This is a genomic window from Aerococcus sp. 1KP-2016, assembly GCF_002252085.1.
In the GTDB taxonomy this organism is placed as follows: domain Bacteria; phylum Bacillota; class Bacilli; order Lactobacillales; family Aerococcaceae; genus Aerococcus.
In genome coordinates this window covers 17,895-32,738 of record NZ_NEEY01000019.1, presented here as the reverse complement: position 1 = coordinate 32,738, position 14,844 = coordinate 17,895, and the positions used below count along the sequence as shown (strand labels likewise).

General features: G+C 33.5%; 14 protein-coding genes and 3 pseudogenes. 6 read left to right on the top strand and 11 right to left on the bottom strand.

The genetic code is table 11. The features are described from left to right. Nucleotides 1-127: 127 nt before the first annotated feature. The 7 genes and pseudogenes from B9P78_RS05095 to B9P78_RS05065 form a co-directional block, all read right to left on the bottom strand. A pseudogene (locus tag B9P78_RS05095) lies at nt 128-301 on the bottom strand (site-specific integrase); the annotation flags it as partial. Between the two features lie 90 nt (nt 302-391). Continuing rightward, entirely contained in the window at nt 392-574 is a 183-nt protein-coding gene (locus B9P78_RS05090; RefSeq protein ID WP_057086587.1) for a helix-turn-helix domain-containing protein, read from the bottom strand. Further along, entirely contained in the window at nt 567-1,169 is a 603-nt protein-coding gene (locus tag B9P78_RS05085) for a replication protein (RefSeq protein WP_094518437.1), read from the bottom strand. The genes B9P78_RS05090 and B9P78_RS05085 overlap by 8 nt, the downstream gene beginning before the upstream one ends. 199 nt (nt 1,170-1,368) lie before the next feature. Then, nucleotides 1,369-1,971: a hypothetical protein gene (locus tag B9P78_RS05080; RefSeq protein ID WP_094518436.1), complete on the bottom strand. Its 603-nt coding sequence runs from the start codon at nt 1,969-1,971 to the stop codon at nt 1,369-1,371. Next, nucleotides 1,971-3,048, bottom strand: a pseudogene (locus B9P78_RS05075) (cell division protein FtsK). Before B9P78_RS05075 ends, B9P78_RS05080 begins: the two are co-directional and overlap by 1 nt. Next, nucleotides 3,048-3,362 carry a hypothetical protein gene (locus B9P78_RS05070; RefSeq protein ID WP_094518435.1) on the bottom strand — a complete coding sequence of 105 codons (315 nt, stop codon included), beginning with the start codon at nt 3,360-3,362 and terminating at the stop codon, nt 3,048-3,050. The pseudogene B9P78_RS05075 and the gene B9P78_RS05070 overlap by 1 nt, the downstream one beginning before the upstream one ends. Before the next feature lie 127 nt (nt 3,363-3,489). Further along, nucleotides 3,490-3,915 (bottom strand): sigma-70 family RNA polymerase sigma factor, encoded by a 426-nt coding sequence (locus B9P78_RS05065; RefSeq protein WP_094518434.1) that lies wholly within the window; start codon nt 3,913-3,915, stop codon nt 3,490-3,492. 300 nt (nt 3,916-4,215) lie between these two features. On the opposite strand from B9P78_RS05065, the gene B9P78_RS05060 reads away from it, so the two are divergent. From B9P78_RS05060 to B9P78_RS05040, 5 genes are all read left to right on the top strand, one after another. Beyond that, nucleotides 4,216-5,850, top strand: coding sequence for a helix-turn-helix transcriptional regulator (locus tag B9P78_RS05060; protein ID WP_094518433.1), 1,635 nt, complete (start codon nt 4,216-4,218; stop codon nt 5,848-5,850). Nucleotides 5,851-6,051: 201 nt separating this feature from the next. After that, on the top strand, nt 6,052-6,237 hold the full coding sequence (locus tag B9P78_RS05055; protein WP_094518432.1) for a hypothetical protein: 186 nt from the start codon (nt 6,052-6,054) through the stop codon (nt 6,235-6,237). 50 nt (nt 6,238-6,287) lie between these two features. Continuing rightward, the gene (locus B9P78_RS05050; RefSeq protein WP_148138582.1) at nt 6,288-6,737 is read left to right on the top strand and encodes a hypothetical protein; all 450 of its coding nucleotides are present in this window, start codon (nt 6,288-6,290) and stop codon (nt 6,735-6,737) included. Continuing rightward, nucleotides 6,724-7,749, top strand: a complete 1,026-nt coding sequence (locus tag B9P78_RS05045) for a protein kinase (protein WP_158520577.1) — start codon at nt 6,724-6,726, stop codon at nt 7,747-7,749. The genes B9P78_RS05050 and B9P78_RS05045 overlap by 14 nt, the downstream gene beginning before the upstream one ends. Further along, complete coding sequence (locus B9P78_RS05040) at nt 7,746-8,936, top strand: hypothetical protein (RefSeq protein WP_094518429.1); 1,191 nt, start codon at nt 7,746-7,748, stop codon at nt 8,934-8,936. The genes B9P78_RS05045 and B9P78_RS05040 overlap by 4 nt, the downstream gene beginning before the upstream one ends. 329 nt (nt 8,937-9,265) lie before the next feature. Here B9P78_RS05040 and istB read toward each other — a convergent pair whose 3' ends face one another. From istB to B9P78_RS05025, 3 genes and pseudogenes are all read right to left on the bottom strand, one after another. Continuing rightward, complete coding sequence (gene istB, locus B9P78_RS05035) at nt 9,266-9,991, bottom strand: IS21-like element helper ATPase IstB (protein ID WP_094518428.1); 726 nt, start codon at nt 9,989-9,991, stop codon at nt 9,266-9,268. Then, on the bottom strand, nt 9,988-11,403 hold the full coding sequence (istA, locus tag B9P78_RS05030) for an IS21 family transposase (protein WP_199445738.1): 1,416 nt from the start codon (nt 11,401-11,403) through the stop codon (nt 9,988-9,990). Before istA ends, istB begins: the two co-directional genes overlap by 4 nt. A 287-nt stretch (nt 11,404-11,690) precedes the next feature. Continuing rightward, a pseudogene (locus B9P78_RS05025) lies at nt 11,691-12,564 on the bottom strand (GyrI-like domain-containing protein). Nucleotides 12,565-12,785: 221 nt separating this feature from the next. Here B9P78_RS05025 and B9P78_RS05020 point away from each other — a divergent pair. Continuing rightward, complete coding sequence (locus tag B9P78_RS05020; RefSeq protein ID WP_094518427.1) at nt 12,786-13,145, top strand: DUF1304 domain-containing protein; 360 nt, start codon at nt 12,786-12,788, stop codon at nt 13,143-13,145. Nucleotides 13,146-13,529: 384 nt separating this feature from the next. On the opposite strand, the gene B9P78_RS05015 is transcribed toward B9P78_RS05020, so the two are convergent. Further along, nucleotides 13,530-14,723, bottom strand: coding sequence for an OFA family MFS transporter (locus B9P78_RS05015; protein WP_094518426.1), 1,194 nt, complete (start codon nt 14,721-14,723; stop codon nt 13,530-13,532). Nucleotides 14,724-14,844: the final 121 nt, after the last annotated feature.

Here is a 14,844-nt window from a genome sequence, read left to right as displayed (position 1 = left end):
AGTCTTCAAGATTACTGGAAAATCATATCGTATGAAAGGGAAAATATAAATGGACTTCTAAATTAGACTGTCAAAAACCTACATTTTTATTCTGTCATAAACCTACAATTTTATACTGTCCTTGACAGGTAGAACGTTCTGCAATATTTTTTCCTCGTCCTTTTTCTAATTCCATTTCTAGAGTCCATAATTCGGCATCTTTCTTATTCTTAAAGGTTTTTGTTTCTCGCTTGTATTCTCCCTTCTTATAAAGTGAAACTGTTGCTCGATATGAATTATTTCTTTTAGTAATTGTTGCCATTTTATCAGCTCTCTTTCTTATAGAAAAATTGATAAAATAGACTAGTCAATAATAGGATATATGAATCGCCATATTTTATCAATAATAGGATTATTTTACACAGTGATTATCTATGAATTTAAGTAGTTCTGATTTTGTAAATCGTTCCTGCCTACCAACCATAAAGCATTTAAAATCAGGGTGACAGCGGATGTATTTATCGAACGATTTTGGGTCAACTCCGAGAAATTCAGAGGCTTGCTGTCTGTTTAATAAGATAGGTTCTTTATTCATCTGTCTTTTCCTCCTGTTGTTTGTATGGCTTTTTTCCCTTACTGTAACGACGTGAGTCTAAATATTTAGCAAAAAAATAGGTTCGTTCAACAATGAGACCAAGAAGAAGATAGTTATGTTCACGAGCGTAACGTACAAGATCTTCAAATTCCATGAAGTTATTTTCTTCGATAATATCGATAACGTCATTCATAAAATTATCGGTATTCTGTTCCAATAGAAATTTATCTAGTTCAAACCCAGCACCACTTTCAATGTTTTCGACATCATAAGGTGTTTTAGAAGGATTCTCTGCATGTGTGAAATAATCAAACATCCCTTTAGGTGACATGACAACTTCTACATGAGCGGGACCATTTAATTTGTCACTTACCAGTTCAGATACTTGTGTGTAGCTTTTTAAGGAATCAAAGTAAAATGCACCATGTTTGTGAGATTTTTTAAGCTCACCTGTATCTGAGTAAATATCTTTGTCGTGCCAAGGACTAAGTACGAAAGGTACATGCAATCCATTAAGAATCTCCAAATAGTTATCAGGAGCACTTTCTTTATATATCAGGAATGCCCATTTATTTGAGCGTCGTTCTTTAGTCATGTTATCGTCCTCTTTCTGTTAAATTTATGCCTCTATATAATTAGGAGAAAGTTGGATAGATATTCGGAATATCTAATAAAATTTGATTATTGATTATTGGAGGAATGGGGGTCGTAGTATCCCCATTCTTCTATAGGAATTAAAATGTTAATAAAAGGCGCCTGTGGCTTTCACTTCGTGAGCCACGGCGCCAACTTTTTTATCTTTTTTTACCTTCGAACCAAAGAGCATTTTTTACTCTAGTGGGTGCAGAGAAATAATAATTAGGATTTCGATTTGCAATCTCTTCTTTTATTTGTGATTCCATTTCCTTTAGTAACTTTTGTGCCTGTTGATTATTTGGAGCTTTAATAAATATAATTACACTGTCTTGGCGAATATCCACAACACATTTATTAACAGCGCGATTGAAAGTACGATTAATAGGATTATATGTGGAGATAGTTTGAGTTTCGATAGTAAATACTCTTTCGGTTCTTTCAGTTTGAGTTAAGAAGCGACGGAATAGTACAGTACTATAGACTGATTTGAAGTAATTAATAATTTTATCAGATTTAAATCTATGAACTAATTCAATTGTTGTAATTAAAATCACAACACAAGTTTCTAAAAGAGCAATACTTACTAAAAATCGACTAATTTGTTTTATAATATTCAAAACTTGTTGAATAAATACTATATCATTTTTGGCAAGAGAACTAATAATAAACTTAGCTGAAACTCCTAAGAATAGAGCAAGTGATGCAGTAATAAATAAGAAAATAGTTAAATTTAAACTTCGCATAAAATAAGACTTTTTCATTATAAAATACCTCGCTTCGTGTAATAGGTTGGGCATAATAAAGGTAATACTTGGTAGGGATGCTCGTTATCAATAATTTGAATTAGCCCGGTTCCTTTACCAATGGGTATCACAATACCTTCTGGATCTAAGTCGGGGAAAAGGAACTGTGTTGTTTTTTTATTGATGTTTCCGATTTGTATAAGTACATTTGCCTGTTCACGTACAGAGATTGGAACCGAAGTATGGTCAAAGCGTTGACTTACTAACAAAAGATGAACTTTGGTTGCACGACCTAATAAAGAAATTTGAGACAACAAAGAAAAAAAATGAATCTTTGATGGTCTTGTTAACTCCTTCAGATAATGCTAGGACTTCGTCAATCACCACAGTTAAATGAGTGAATTCATGGTCAGGATTCTCATACAAAATTTCTTGACGCTTTTGAATGATATTCAAGCAGTTACTCAAATTTTCATTGATCTCTGATACAAAATCTGATTTTGAACGATTCTGTTGTGGACGGATTACTGGAACACTATGGTTTCGTGCCCAGCGACTAGGAGTATCGAATTTAGGATCTACAAGAATAAGATCAGAAAATTTTTGTAATATGCTTAAAAAATAAGTTAAAGCATATGACTTCCCAGAACCAGAGTTTCCTGCAATCAACATCGATGTAATTTTATCATAGGAAACTGAATAATTTTTCATGATTGGAATATTTGTATCCTTTATAGAAGAAGCGAAATGGTCCAAATCTGGTATAACTAGTCGTTCTGAGATACCCTTTTTCCAAGGGAAGAATAACCCACGTTGTATGTGAATATCGTTTGTTTTTCTAGGAACAAAATAAGCTGAATTCTGTTTTAATAAAGTAAAGCGAGGGTATAGAGATGCATTTGCAATCAAAAATATTTTTTGATACAAATCGTCATCGATAATGTATCCTGCCGGCAAGCGGGGAAGAAAGAGAAACCCTTCTTCCATCACTTGACAGTCAAAACTATTAGTATAACTAGTTTCACCTTGCATTAATGTTCCTAATGCCATATTTAAGCTTTGTAACAGATATTGTTCAAGTTCATTTTTAGTCATTATTTTACCTCCGTAAAGCCTGTTGCTCGGAAGTAGACATTATAATTGACTTCAACGGCTTCTAAATTATTGAATTGTAGTAGTGATAAATAGTCAGGAAGCTTGATTTCTTCTGTGAACTTCACAACAAAAGGTGGGAGACCTTCTTGAGTAAACCAAGCTTTATAGCCAGTGATTTCTTTCGTAGGTTTACCATCTTCAAATCGAAATTGCTTTTCTAATTCAGTGCTCAGTGAACGAATGGGTTGTTTATTGTTGATATATTCACTTGCTACTTGGGATGAGTAGCCACCTTTTTTGTATCGTGTTTTCATAATATTTACCTCTTTATAAGATTATTAACTCACTTTATTTGAGCTTATTGTTACAGTAGAATTACCTCCTCACTATTTAAGGAGAAAAAATGCTGAGGATTCGGAATCCTCAGCATTAAATATTTTATTATTCTTCTAAAAGAATGCTCTTCATTTTTTGTAATGTTGATTCAAGTCGTTTCTTCACTGTCTTATCGCTAATACCCAATTCTTTCGCAAGATTAGAATACGATTTATTGAACACATGATAACCTAGAATGATTTGTCGCTCTTGTTCTGACAACTTTGAAAGAGCTTCTTCTAGTTGTTGATTGTTTTCCTGGACAATTAAATGCTCCAATGGGTTGGGGTTAGTATCAGCAATATTATCACCGTATTCCTTCGAACTGCCATTGTAGGAAATATAATTATTCATACTGACTGTTTTATACTGACGATCTTTCCGTAGAGAATTTTCTAACGGTTGATCAAGCAATCGAGATACTTCATCCCAGTTATTGTTCCGACTTGCTTCTTGAATCTTTTGATTTCTATTTTTATCTACTTTTGACATGATTATGTCCTTTCCGCCTTAGCGGACAGAAAGAAACATACACGAGCTAGTAATTGAACCTTTGGTGAAAAAAGCACACCAAATAAACGGATAAACAATATTTAGCAAAGACAAGACTGTTGTTGTCTAGTCATCATATTTGTTTCAATCCGTCCGTTAGCGCGCGCTTTAAGGACTAAATATATTTACAAGAAGATTTCTTGTATAAATATATTTTCCCATAGATAAAAATGGGCAATAAGGCAAAATGGAAAAAGATGAATTTTTGTGAAAAAAAGTTCAAAATGATATAATAGATTCATGAAAATAAAAACGATAAATCAGCAAATTGATGATTTTTTAAACAATCTTTCAAAGATGGGAATTACAACTAGAATGATTTCTGAAGATACAGGTGTGTCAACACACAGTTTATCTAATTGGAGACAGGGAAAAAGTACCCCTAATCAAATAAATCTCCTTAAACTAAGTAACTATTCTTTAACAATATTGAGCCAATACAATCTGGATTTTCCTTTAAAAAAAGAGTTAAGAGAGCCCATTGTAAAATTTCGCAAATATGTGGAAGAGATACTAAGAGAGATGCCTAAAAAAAATGACAAGGAGAATATTATTATCTCTGACCATCAAGCTAATAAGAACGCTGAAGAGATTTTGAAACCAATACTTGATTTTCAAAATTTAGATTTCTATTTTAATATTGATAAAGATGAAGGATTCAGCTTGGATCACAAAAATATAATTGATAGAAAGGTTGAAAAACAATATAGAGAAAATTTTGTGAAAAATTTTAATTTATTAATACGGTTTGTTGATAAGAATTCACAAAACGATGTTGAGGATTTTACTTTTGAAGGATGGAAGGAAGAACATGCAAAAGAATTCTATTCAAATCTTCCACACGATGAAGATTACGATGTGAAAGAGAAAATCTCATCAGTAGCAGAGTTGTGGCTTTCAAAGAAATTAAATGTCAGTAAAACTCAAATTTTAAATTGGAGAAAAGGAAAAGATTTTCCGAGTGATGATAATTTATTGAATTTGAAAAAATTGTTACGCATAGAAGGACAAGGAGCCTTCTTGATGTACGAGTTTGGTGAAGAGCAACTCAAAGGGATGTTTCTACCGAGTTTAAGAAATACTGCTAATAAAAGAGTACAGGATTACCACTATTATAAAACTTTAGAATTTTTCACAAATGTTCTGTTTTTATATGGTTATGAAAATCCTACGGTTAAGGAATTGAAAGAAGATATGGAAGGTAGTCTAATTGAAGAAAATTACGAGAACGTCGTACTTTCATTTTTTGAAGAATACAATAATATGAAAGTTTCTAGAGATTTTACTGTAGATGAAGATACAATAATTCATAATCCAGAGTTAGCCCCATATATTAGTATGGATGATACACACATAAATTATGTAATTAGGAAAAATGAAGAGCTTCTAAATAGGATTTTTACTAAAGAAAACGTAAGATTATTAATTGAAATAGGTGAAAAAAGATTCCTTAATGAACAGAAAGAGGGATTGTATGAAATTATTTCACTTCTTGAGAAGCGTGAAGGTATAAGAAATACAGCAGTATTGAATTTAGCTCCTAAATTTAGACTGTTATACTCTCCTGATCAGCATACATCGGAGCAAATAGATATTTTAACAGATCAATTAGCGGCCTATCTTCAACAACCATTAATAAAAAGATGGTTTGATTTAGAATATTCATTTGAAGGTTTGACAGACAATGAAGAAAATGAAATTATGGAATTCATGAGATATGCTATGTTAAACAACAATCAAGAATTAAGAAAAAAAGTTACAGAATGTGCTGTAAAAAAACTAGAATATGAACAAGGTTTTCAGTATTCTGACTTGCTTATTCTTTTTGATGATTTATCAGAACCAACTGTTATTAAAAAGATATTTAGAAGGTAAATAGTAATAAACAGTGATACATGAGTAAGGTACATTTTCGTAAGAAGTAGATAGCATTTAAGAGTAGAAAAATCTGCTCTTTTTATTTGTCTAAAATTCAAAAGAAACAACCTTTTTTCTCTAACAATAGCGAAGAAAAAAGTGATTCTTTCATGTTATAATGGTAAAGAATGTGACAAAATTTAAAGGATGGTGAAAAATATGTTTGATTCAGAAATGGAGCTGGTAAACTTTTTTGTAGATAATTATAGTTCTTTTGAAGGAAAAATTATCGTTAAAGAGATGCCAATAAGGTTTGGAAACATAGATGTGATCAGCATAAAAAATATAAATTTACCATTTACTGATAAACAAACTATAATTTTATCGAAACCTCAAATTCACTAGTTTTTACAAAAGTAAAAAATAATAGACCAATTGAGAAAAAAACTTTGCATATGACGCTCGGACTAAGTGAATCTACATTAGAGAATGCTTTACATGAACTGCTAGCAGGTGATTTAATTAAAAAGAATGTTAATAATCAATACACAAGAGCAGTTGAGTTTGTTTTTCCGAAAACTATAATTTCAGGGTATGAAGCAAAATTGACAGACTTTAATAAAGCTTTTTATCAGGCTAAAGGTAATCGAAATTACGTTGATTATAGCTACCTAGTATTTCCTATGAAGAAAGCACAAAGTGTTAAAAAAAATAAACGTAACTTAATAGAGAAAAATGGTATTGGATTAATAGGTGTAGAAAGGGATAAGTCAGTTCAATTAATAAGACCATTAAAAATAAACAAAATGAAAAATCATATTCGTTTATTAAATTTAACTAAAGCGTCTGTTCTTGGAACTGAGAACCTTTTAAAAGGAGATGATAGCTCATATGAATTTTGCTGATGTAATAGAAAATGCTATGAATGAAATCGAATACAATGAAAATTATAGTATAAGAAGCAATCCAAAGAGAGGTCAATCGAGAACTTTTACCATACTAAATTCTGTAGGAAAGCCTATTTATATAGTAAAATTTTTCAATTATTTAGATGGATTGACAGAAGATATAGGTTTAGAAAATATAAAAAAATATACAACTCTTGATGAGTTAATAGATAATATTGATGAGATTGAATCGATTCAGTATCAAAGTGAATCAGTTATTGAACGTATTTTATTTCATAGAAAATGTTTCAACAGATATGTCAATGCATGTGTAATAGAGTCATTAGACTGTTTCCCTGCGCTATTTTATTCTGAAAAAGAAATCTATGTGGAGGGTTCTTTTTTTGGTTATTTAATTGAAGAGTTTGTTGATGGTGAAACTTTAGAAAAAGTAATTGAAGAGATAACTATAGAAAACAGACTTGAATATACAGTAGATTTTCTTTTTCAGTTAGCTGAGATCATTAATAAATTAAAAACACATGGAATTGTACACAGAGATATATCCCCAGATAATATAATGTGTATGAATACAAAATATATAGTGATAGACCCAGGAATAATAAAAATGGATGATGATGACCAAGTTACTCAATCAATGATGAGAATGGGGAAGTTGAGTTATATGTCACCAGAGCAGTACTTTGGAAATTCTAAGCATACAACTTTTAAAAGTGACTTGTACGCTGTGGGAATAATAGCATTGGAAATAATGTTAGGATTTAATCCATTACAAAATATAATGATCACAGGGGGCAACAGAACTGTACCTCATGAAGAATTATTAAAAAAGTATAATAGAGAATATGAAGATGCTTATTATAATATAGTGGAAGAGACTGATTCAAATGAGCAAATTTGGAGAATTATGCATAAATTGGTTCAAATTGATGATAGAAACAGATTTGAATCTGTGGATGCATTTATGGATTCAATGAAAAGTATTGAAGGAGGTTTACAGAAGAAATGACAAAACTAATTGCTCAACATGGGCCTGCTAAAGGGAAAAAAATAGATGATGGGATAACAGATAACAATCTGAATGGAGTTATTTTTTCATTAAACGATGAATCACTAGATTCAATAGAAGACTATGTAAGTAGAAGTTCAGTTATTAGTAGAGATAATTCATTTCTTGATCCTCAATTTTATTATTCTACTTATGATTCTACAGTCTTAAAAAAATTAGAAGACATTCCACTATTTCCATCTAATGTAGCAAGACGTGATTGGAGAAGGAAAAATGAAAATGTTTTAAACTATTTGGATTTTCATGCTGAAAATAGTAAGAAAATTTCTAATACTTTGATAGCGCCAGGGTTTCATATAGAAGCAATAGATTGGCATTTTGATTATTCCGTTGATATATATAATTATTGTGTTGAAAATTTTGAGTCAGATAGTTATGCATTATCTTTATTACTACAAACTTCTTTTTTCGCAAGTAAAGAAAATGTTAAAGAATTGATTGATGAAATAGAGGATCAATGTGAGGTTAGAGATTATATTTATTTAACACTATGTCATGAAGTTAATAATGATAGTAATTATGAAGAAATCGATGCTAATTGGTTAGCGAATATTTTAAATACTATATATCAGTTACAAAAATTAGGGTTTAAGATGATTATTGGATATAGCTTTATGAATTCTATTTTATTTTCTATGTTAGGTTGTGACTATGTCGCATCAGGTTGGTTTAATACACTAAGAAAATTTCAAAAGAGCAGGTTTGATTTAACATCTTCTTTTGGTAGAAGAAAAAAAAGGTATACTAGTATTCCGCTTTTAAGTAATATAATGTTAGATGACATGTATGGTATGTTGGAATGTGAAGATATTAGTATCAATGATTTATTAAGTAGTACTCAGATAGATAATTATATAGAGAGCCAGGATTTAGACTCAGTTTCTTTTGTTGATTTAGAACATCAATACTGGGAAAGCTTATCAATCCTATTTGATGAATTTTCAAGTGTGGAGAATTTACCCGAAAGAATTGAATTGATGAAAGAAAAAATAAAAGATGCGAATACTCTATATAGAGTTACTATAGATTTTTTAGAAGACGAAGATAAAGTTGCTGCAACAAGATTAAAAAATAGTTCTAAACATTTAGCCACATGCTTAGTGCTATTGAAATATTTAAATCTATAGCTGCGATAGTTTAATTTAAAAGCTAGACTAGTCTATTTTGTGGTGTTAATTGGTGTCAGTTGTATCCAAAATGATGGTTTTGTATCATCATAGAAGTATTTTTATATTTTAGAATTATTGATATTAAAGGATTGGTAGGTATTAATTACTCATTATTTTCAAGTATAGAATTCTCAAAACGTTAATACAACTGTACGAACGAAGAGAGTTACAGATATATTATTGGCTGGTGTTTTTGCAAGAAAACAACTACTGTGTTTTGCAATAGAGAAGTACATAGTTTTGCAACGAAAAATACACAATGTTGCCACCCAATAGTTTCCGTTTAATTATTCTGTTTTTGATAAAGCATTTTTCAATCGATAACTTTCACCTGTAAAGGTTAATATATGTGAATGATGAATAAGACGATCCACTAGCGCCGAGGTTAGGCGCGGATCAATAAATACCTTGTTCCAACTGCTAAACTCTAAATTGGAAGTAATGATGATACTTTTAGTTTCATACCAATCACTAATTAATTGAAAAAGTAATTCTGAACCATTTTTATTAAATGGAACATAGCCCATTTCGTCTAAGATAATCAGTTGAACTCGGTTAAACTTCTTTTTGAAACGTTCTAATTGATTTTCTTTCCATGCCTTCTCTAATTCGATGACAAGATCACTCACACGCCAAAATCGCGTTTCAATTCCTTCTTGACAAGCTTTATACCCCAATGCAGTTGCTAAGTGTGTCTTTCCAGTACCTGGGGCACCAATGCACACTACATTCTGGCGAGATTGAATAAAATCTAAAGAGGTTAGCTGCTCTTTCGTATTTTCATCTTGTACAAGTATTTGGTTGTGCCATTCAAACATTTCAAGGGTTTTGTGACTTGAAAATTTCGCTTGTTTAATTAAACGCTGGATTCGTCGTTCTTCTTTAGCCTCAACCTCACGAATTAATAACTCAAGTAACCATTCTTCTTTATTTGAAACTTCAACTGAATCAATTAAACTAGGTATACGACTTAGTCGTAATTCTCTACAAACGGATTCTAAAGTATGGTTCATACACTCACCTCATTGGTACGAGGTTTCACCAAGGCATCATAGCCTTGCCAGTTCACATCACTGATACTCTCTTCATTTTCTTCAGTGACGAGCTCATAGAACCGCTCGTTTAATTCAATCATCGTGTGAGTGACAAGTAAGTCCAATAATCGATCAATTCTTTGATAAAGTAAGCGCAGATTATCGATTCTCAAATAGGCTTGAATCCGACCGGGAAGATATTTCCAGTAACGAGAATAAGAAATCTTAGACAAACGTTGTCTCCAATCCTTGAGGATTGTGTACCAATCAATCGCTCGTTTTCGGTATAAATACGGTCGGAAATCTTCTTGTATGATTTCACCATTTTGAGTCACAATTCGATATTTATCCCACGTCAGATAAGCGTATAGATTCCCATGACGCCATGAGTTGTGGATATGTATTAAAGCATTATCCAATTTGATTTCATTTAATTTATTAGCACGTACGATAACCTCTTTGAATACGGGATAATCTTCATCTGGTAATGCTAGACAAACCTGTTTTTCCTCTTGCCAAAGTGATTCAATCGTTTGTTTTTTTTCATAATGTTTTTCTTGGCGCTTCTCAATCATTTTTTTCTCTAACTCGTGATTTAATGAAGTGAAGTCTTTCATTATTGGTGTTTCCGAGAAGAAATTATACCTTACATAACCAACTTTATTTTCTACACTTCCTTTTTCATGACCACTCGCAGGATTACAAACCTGTACTTGAAAACCATAATGTATCGCAAACTGTTGGAATTCGTCGGTTAATATCGGATCTTCAAATTTTGATTTTGGTTTGACAACGGCAGTTGTCATATTATCAATTCGAATTTTCCGAGGCACACAGCCCATTTGAGTAAAAATCTGTTTCATCCCAGTCAATAAGCATTCCTGATTTTCACTGGGTAGAGCTACGGCGAATCCAGAATTACTATAAGGAGTGCTGAGTATTAGTGCTTTTACGTCCTTAAAAGATCCTTCATGTTCAACTTCCATCGTTCCAAAATCGAGTTGTGCTTCAGCCGGTGGGTGTTCTAAACGCTCATAGCCCGCAGCTGGTATATCATTATGGTGTGTACTTTTCCATTCTTGTACGTAATTACAAACTGTGCGATAAGACCCAGGAAAACTTAGTTCCTTTAGAAATTTGAAATAATTTTTATTTGTTCTTCTCTTTTTCTTAGGAAGACGATAGTCTTCTTCTAACCACAAGGAGACGATGTCTCCCCATTCTTCATCGTACATCATCCCTGATTTTTTCGTACTCTTTTCTCCAGGGAGGATGGCATTATCGGCATACTTTTTAGCAGTACGCCAATTAATATCTAATGTATTAGCAATTTCATTAATTGATTTATCGTGATTATTCCGTAGATTTTTGATAGTATTAATATCGGTCATTGTTAGCATCCTTTTCTACCTCCAAGTTAAGCGTCGTAACTTAAACTTTAGAGGATTATTGGGAGGCTAACAAGGCCTTTTTTTATTGCTAGGCTATGTACTTTTTCGTTGCAATCTTCTGTACTTTTATATTGCCATAAACAACTACCAATTATCTCAAAAAAGCATCCCGATTTCGGGATGCTTTTTTTGAGATAACTTGTTTAAAATATAGTGGATATTTGTTAAATAAATACCTTATATGATACTTTTTCTTGAGGGTATCATTTTATTGCGATGAAGTCTACTTATATCTGAGTTTTATTTTTTTGGACGGGTAGCCAAATTTCACTATAGGCATAATTTTCTCGATGCTCCCATTTTCGGAAATGAAAATGAGGGCGCATTGACTAATTCATAATCTGACGATGGTAGCCATTCTGAGTAAGTTCGTGCCATGGTATCTTGGAGGGTAGATGGAAATGGACCTTGGTTGGGGAATACAGCCCAAGTGAGTGCATTTACTGGGACTATATCTAATTGGTCGCTGATTTGATTTTCAATGGTTAATACACCTATCAAATGGGTTAGTTCACCTTCCTCTTTTCGAAAATCTGTATCACTTTGAAAAGATGCATTGACGATTTCCATAGGCGCTAGATTTTGGAGGGCGTGCATTTCCTTTCTTTGATCCTCCGTTATGCTCATAGCTAGTTTCACAATTTCATTATTCACACCTTCAAATTGTAAAGGGACGCGTTTGCTGACCCCAACCAGATTAAATGCTGGCTTTTCTTCGATTCTAAATTCCATAGAATTTCCTCCTTTTACAGTGATTACAAATGAAAGTTTGGGAAATGATTTGCTGATTCTTTTGTTCGAGACTTCTGATGGTAAAAATCCGGCCCATTTTTTAAAAGCCCTCGTAAAGCCGTCCATTGATTGATAACCATATTTGAAGGCAACATCCATTACCTTTTCACCATTTAATAAATCTTTATTGGCTTCCGATAATTTTCTGTTTTTGACATAATCATTTAAGGTCATACCTGAAAGATGTAAAAATACTGTGCGAAAATGGTAGTCTGAAACACCAGCAAAATGAGATATCCGGTCAAGAAATAGGTCATCGGTTAAATGCGCTTCGATATAGTCAATTACTTGATTTAATTCTCTTAGCATCTTACCCCTCCTTTCATAATTACATGATAGCAAAGAGGCAAACGTTATACTTGACATTTTTCACGAGAAAATATCGACTTGAAAAAGGGATTCAATGCCTACTTTAGCAAGTAATAAATAGAGGCGTAGGTTTCAGCATCGTAATTCATTCATGAGGTTTCAGCATTTTACATCACTTGTGCTAAAATAAGGGTAATTACCATGAAATTGGAGGCTGTACAATGTCTATTCTCTCAACAATGCTCATCACCTTGGTTGCCCTAGAATTCTTCTATATTATGTATTTAGAAACATTCGCAACCACTTCCGTCGCAACTCAGCGCGTTTTCAAAATGAGCGAGGCAGAGCTCAAAGGCAAGTCGCTCAATACTTTGTTCAAAAACCAAGGCATCTATAACGGTCTCATCGGTCTGTGCTTGCTCTATGCAGTCTATTTCGCCTCTGCGCCAATCGAAATCAGCCGCTTACTCTTGATTTATATTATCTTAGTCGCGATTTATGGTGGTTTGACTAGTGATAAAAAGATTATACTAACTCAGGGTGGCTTAGCTATTATCGCACTCATCTCGACTTTCTTTTAATATCTCTCAATTCCGCCAACTGCTGGTGGGCTGGCCACTCAAAAAGCATCCTGAATAAAGGGTGCTTTTTTATATAGTATATTGAAACGAGGATACACACAAAAAGGCGTGTATTTCACGCTTAATAACCTTAAATCCGGTACACTTTGGCCAAATTGTACCGTCCGAATGAGCAAGTGGATTCTATTCGAGTAAATAGTACCCTTACCGCATTAACAGGGATACTATTGCTTGAAATAGTTCCCCTATTTTGTTAAAAAGGGTACTATTTGCTTAGAAAGTACCCTTGTTGACGTGACTGATCACCATTCAAACCAATCGGCAACCATACACACAAAAAAGCCAAGGTCCTCGGGTATGAAACCCACCAGACCTTGGCTGTCATTATGCCGTTTGATTAGGCATTGCGATATTTTTCATGTAAAGTAGTTGCAAGATGATACCTAAGATAGCCATTCCGATAACGATTACGTAGGCTGTTGCGTACGTACCTGTTGCGTCTAGGATTAATGAACCGATTGTTGGACCGAATACTGCGGCAACTCCATAAGCTGTAAACATCCAGCCGTAGTTTGTACCGGCATTCTTCACGCCCCAGTTCTCTGCGGTAATACCTGGGAATGAACCAAGGAAACCACCGAATGATAAACCAACCATCATCAAGCCTGCTGTACCGGCAAGTGGTCCCATGCTAGGGCTTGAAAGTGCTAAGAATAGACCGATAGCAACGACAATGAACATTGCCACAACTGTTTGGTAACGACCAATCTTGTCTGAAACAGTACCCCAGAAGATACGACCAAATGTATTGGCAATTGAAACCGCCATTACGATAGTAACAGGATCACCTAAGTTGTAGTTGGTTGCGATTGATGCACCAGATGAAATAATCATCATACCACCAGTAGCACCTAGTGTATAAACTAACCATAGGATCCAGAACTTCGGCTCGCGCATCATTTCCTTGTAAGTCTTACCTTCAGCAACTGTAGCAGCGCCAGAAGTTTCAACCGCTGGAGCTTTGTGCATGAATGTTGACGCCAAGCAGATCACGATTAGTAAGATAATACCTAAAATTTTGAACACAGTGTAAATATCGTAGCTTGTTAACATCCAACGTACAACTGGTGCGAAAATTAGTGGACCAAGTCCAAAACCAGCAGCAGTTAAACCACCAGCTAAACCTTTTTTATCGGGGAACCATTTCGCCGCAACAGAAGTTGACGCGCCATAGGCAGCACCGATACCTAAACCTAAGATTAAACCATAAGTTACGTATAGCATGTAAATTGAATTTACAAAACCAGTTAGGAACATACCTAAACCAAATAAAATACCACCGATAAACACGAAGCGACGGGGACCAAGTTCATCCAATTTTGGACCAAATAGAATCATACCCAGTGGCACCATCGCGAATGAAATAGAATATGCAATAGCAGTTTGTGTTTGTGCCCAATCAGGGTTTGCTTCGAGTAAGGCCGCTTGGAATACCGACCAGACATAACCTGCACCTAAACATAAGTTGGTCACTACTGCTGCGAGCAGGATGACCCAACGATTTACTTTTTTCTCCATTATTTATACCTCACAAAAAATTATTATATGTATGAGCTAGACGTTCATATATACAACAAACGGGCCTCCTTTCGTTCCTTTTTTGTACATCCAGCAATATCATGAATAAAGCATAACTTTT

Excerpts from the sequence above, each read along its gene's own strand:
- B9P78_RS05090 (WP_057086587.1), bottom strand. The coding sequence starts at position 574 with ATGAATAAAGAACCTATCTTATTAAACAGACAGCAAGCCTCTGAATTT.
- B9P78_RS05085 (WP_094518437.1), bottom strand. The coding sequence starts at position 1,169 with ATGACTAAAGAACGACGCTCAAATAAATGGGCATTCCTGATATATAAA.
- B9P78_RS05080 (WP_094518436.1), bottom strand. The coding sequence starts at position 1,971 with ATGAAAAAGTCTTATTTTATGCGAAGTTTAAATTTAACTATTTTCTTA.
- B9P78_RS05070 (WP_094518435.1), bottom strand. The coding sequence starts at position 3,362 with ATGAAAACACGATACAAAAAAGGTGGCTACTCATCCCAAGTAGCAAGT.
- B9P78_RS05065 (WP_094518434.1), bottom strand. The coding sequence starts at position 3,915 with ATGTCAAAAGTAGATAAAAATAGAAATCAAAAGATTCAAGAAGCAAGT.
- B9P78_RS05060 (WP_094518433.1), top strand. The coding sequence starts at position 4,216 with ATGAAAATAAAAACGATAAATCAGCAAATTGATGATTTTTTAAACAAT.
- B9P78_RS05055 (WP_094518432.1), top strand. The coding sequence starts at position 6,052 with ATGTTTGATTCAGAAATGGAGCTGGTAAACTTTTTTGTAGATAATTAT.
- B9P78_RS05050 (WP_148138582.1), top strand. The coding sequence starts at position 6,288 with ATGACGCTCGGACTAAGTGAATCTACATTAGAGAATGCTTTACATGAA.
- B9P78_RS05045 (WP_158520577.1), top strand. The coding sequence starts at position 6,724 with ATGAATTTTGCTGATGTAATAGAAAATGCTATGAATGAAATCGAATAC.
- B9P78_RS05040 (WP_094518429.1), top strand. The coding sequence starts at position 7,746 with ATGACAAAACTAATTGCTCAACATGGGCCTGCTAAAGGGAAAAAAATA.
- istB (WP_094518428.1), bottom strand. The coding sequence starts at position 9,991 with ATGAACCATACTTTAGAATCCGTTTGTAGAGAATTACGACTAAGTCGT.
- istA (WP_199445738.1), bottom strand. The coding sequence starts at position 11,403 with ATGACCGATATTAATACTATCAAAAATCTACGGAATAATCACGATAAA.
- B9P78_RS05020 (WP_094518427.1), top strand. The coding sequence starts at position 12,786 with ATGTCTATTCTCTCAACAATGCTCATCACCTTGGTTGCCCTAGAATTC.
- B9P78_RS05015 (WP_094518426.1), bottom strand. The coding sequence starts at position 14,723 with ATGGAGAAAAAAGTAAATCGTTGGGTCATCCTGCTCGCAGCAGTAGTG.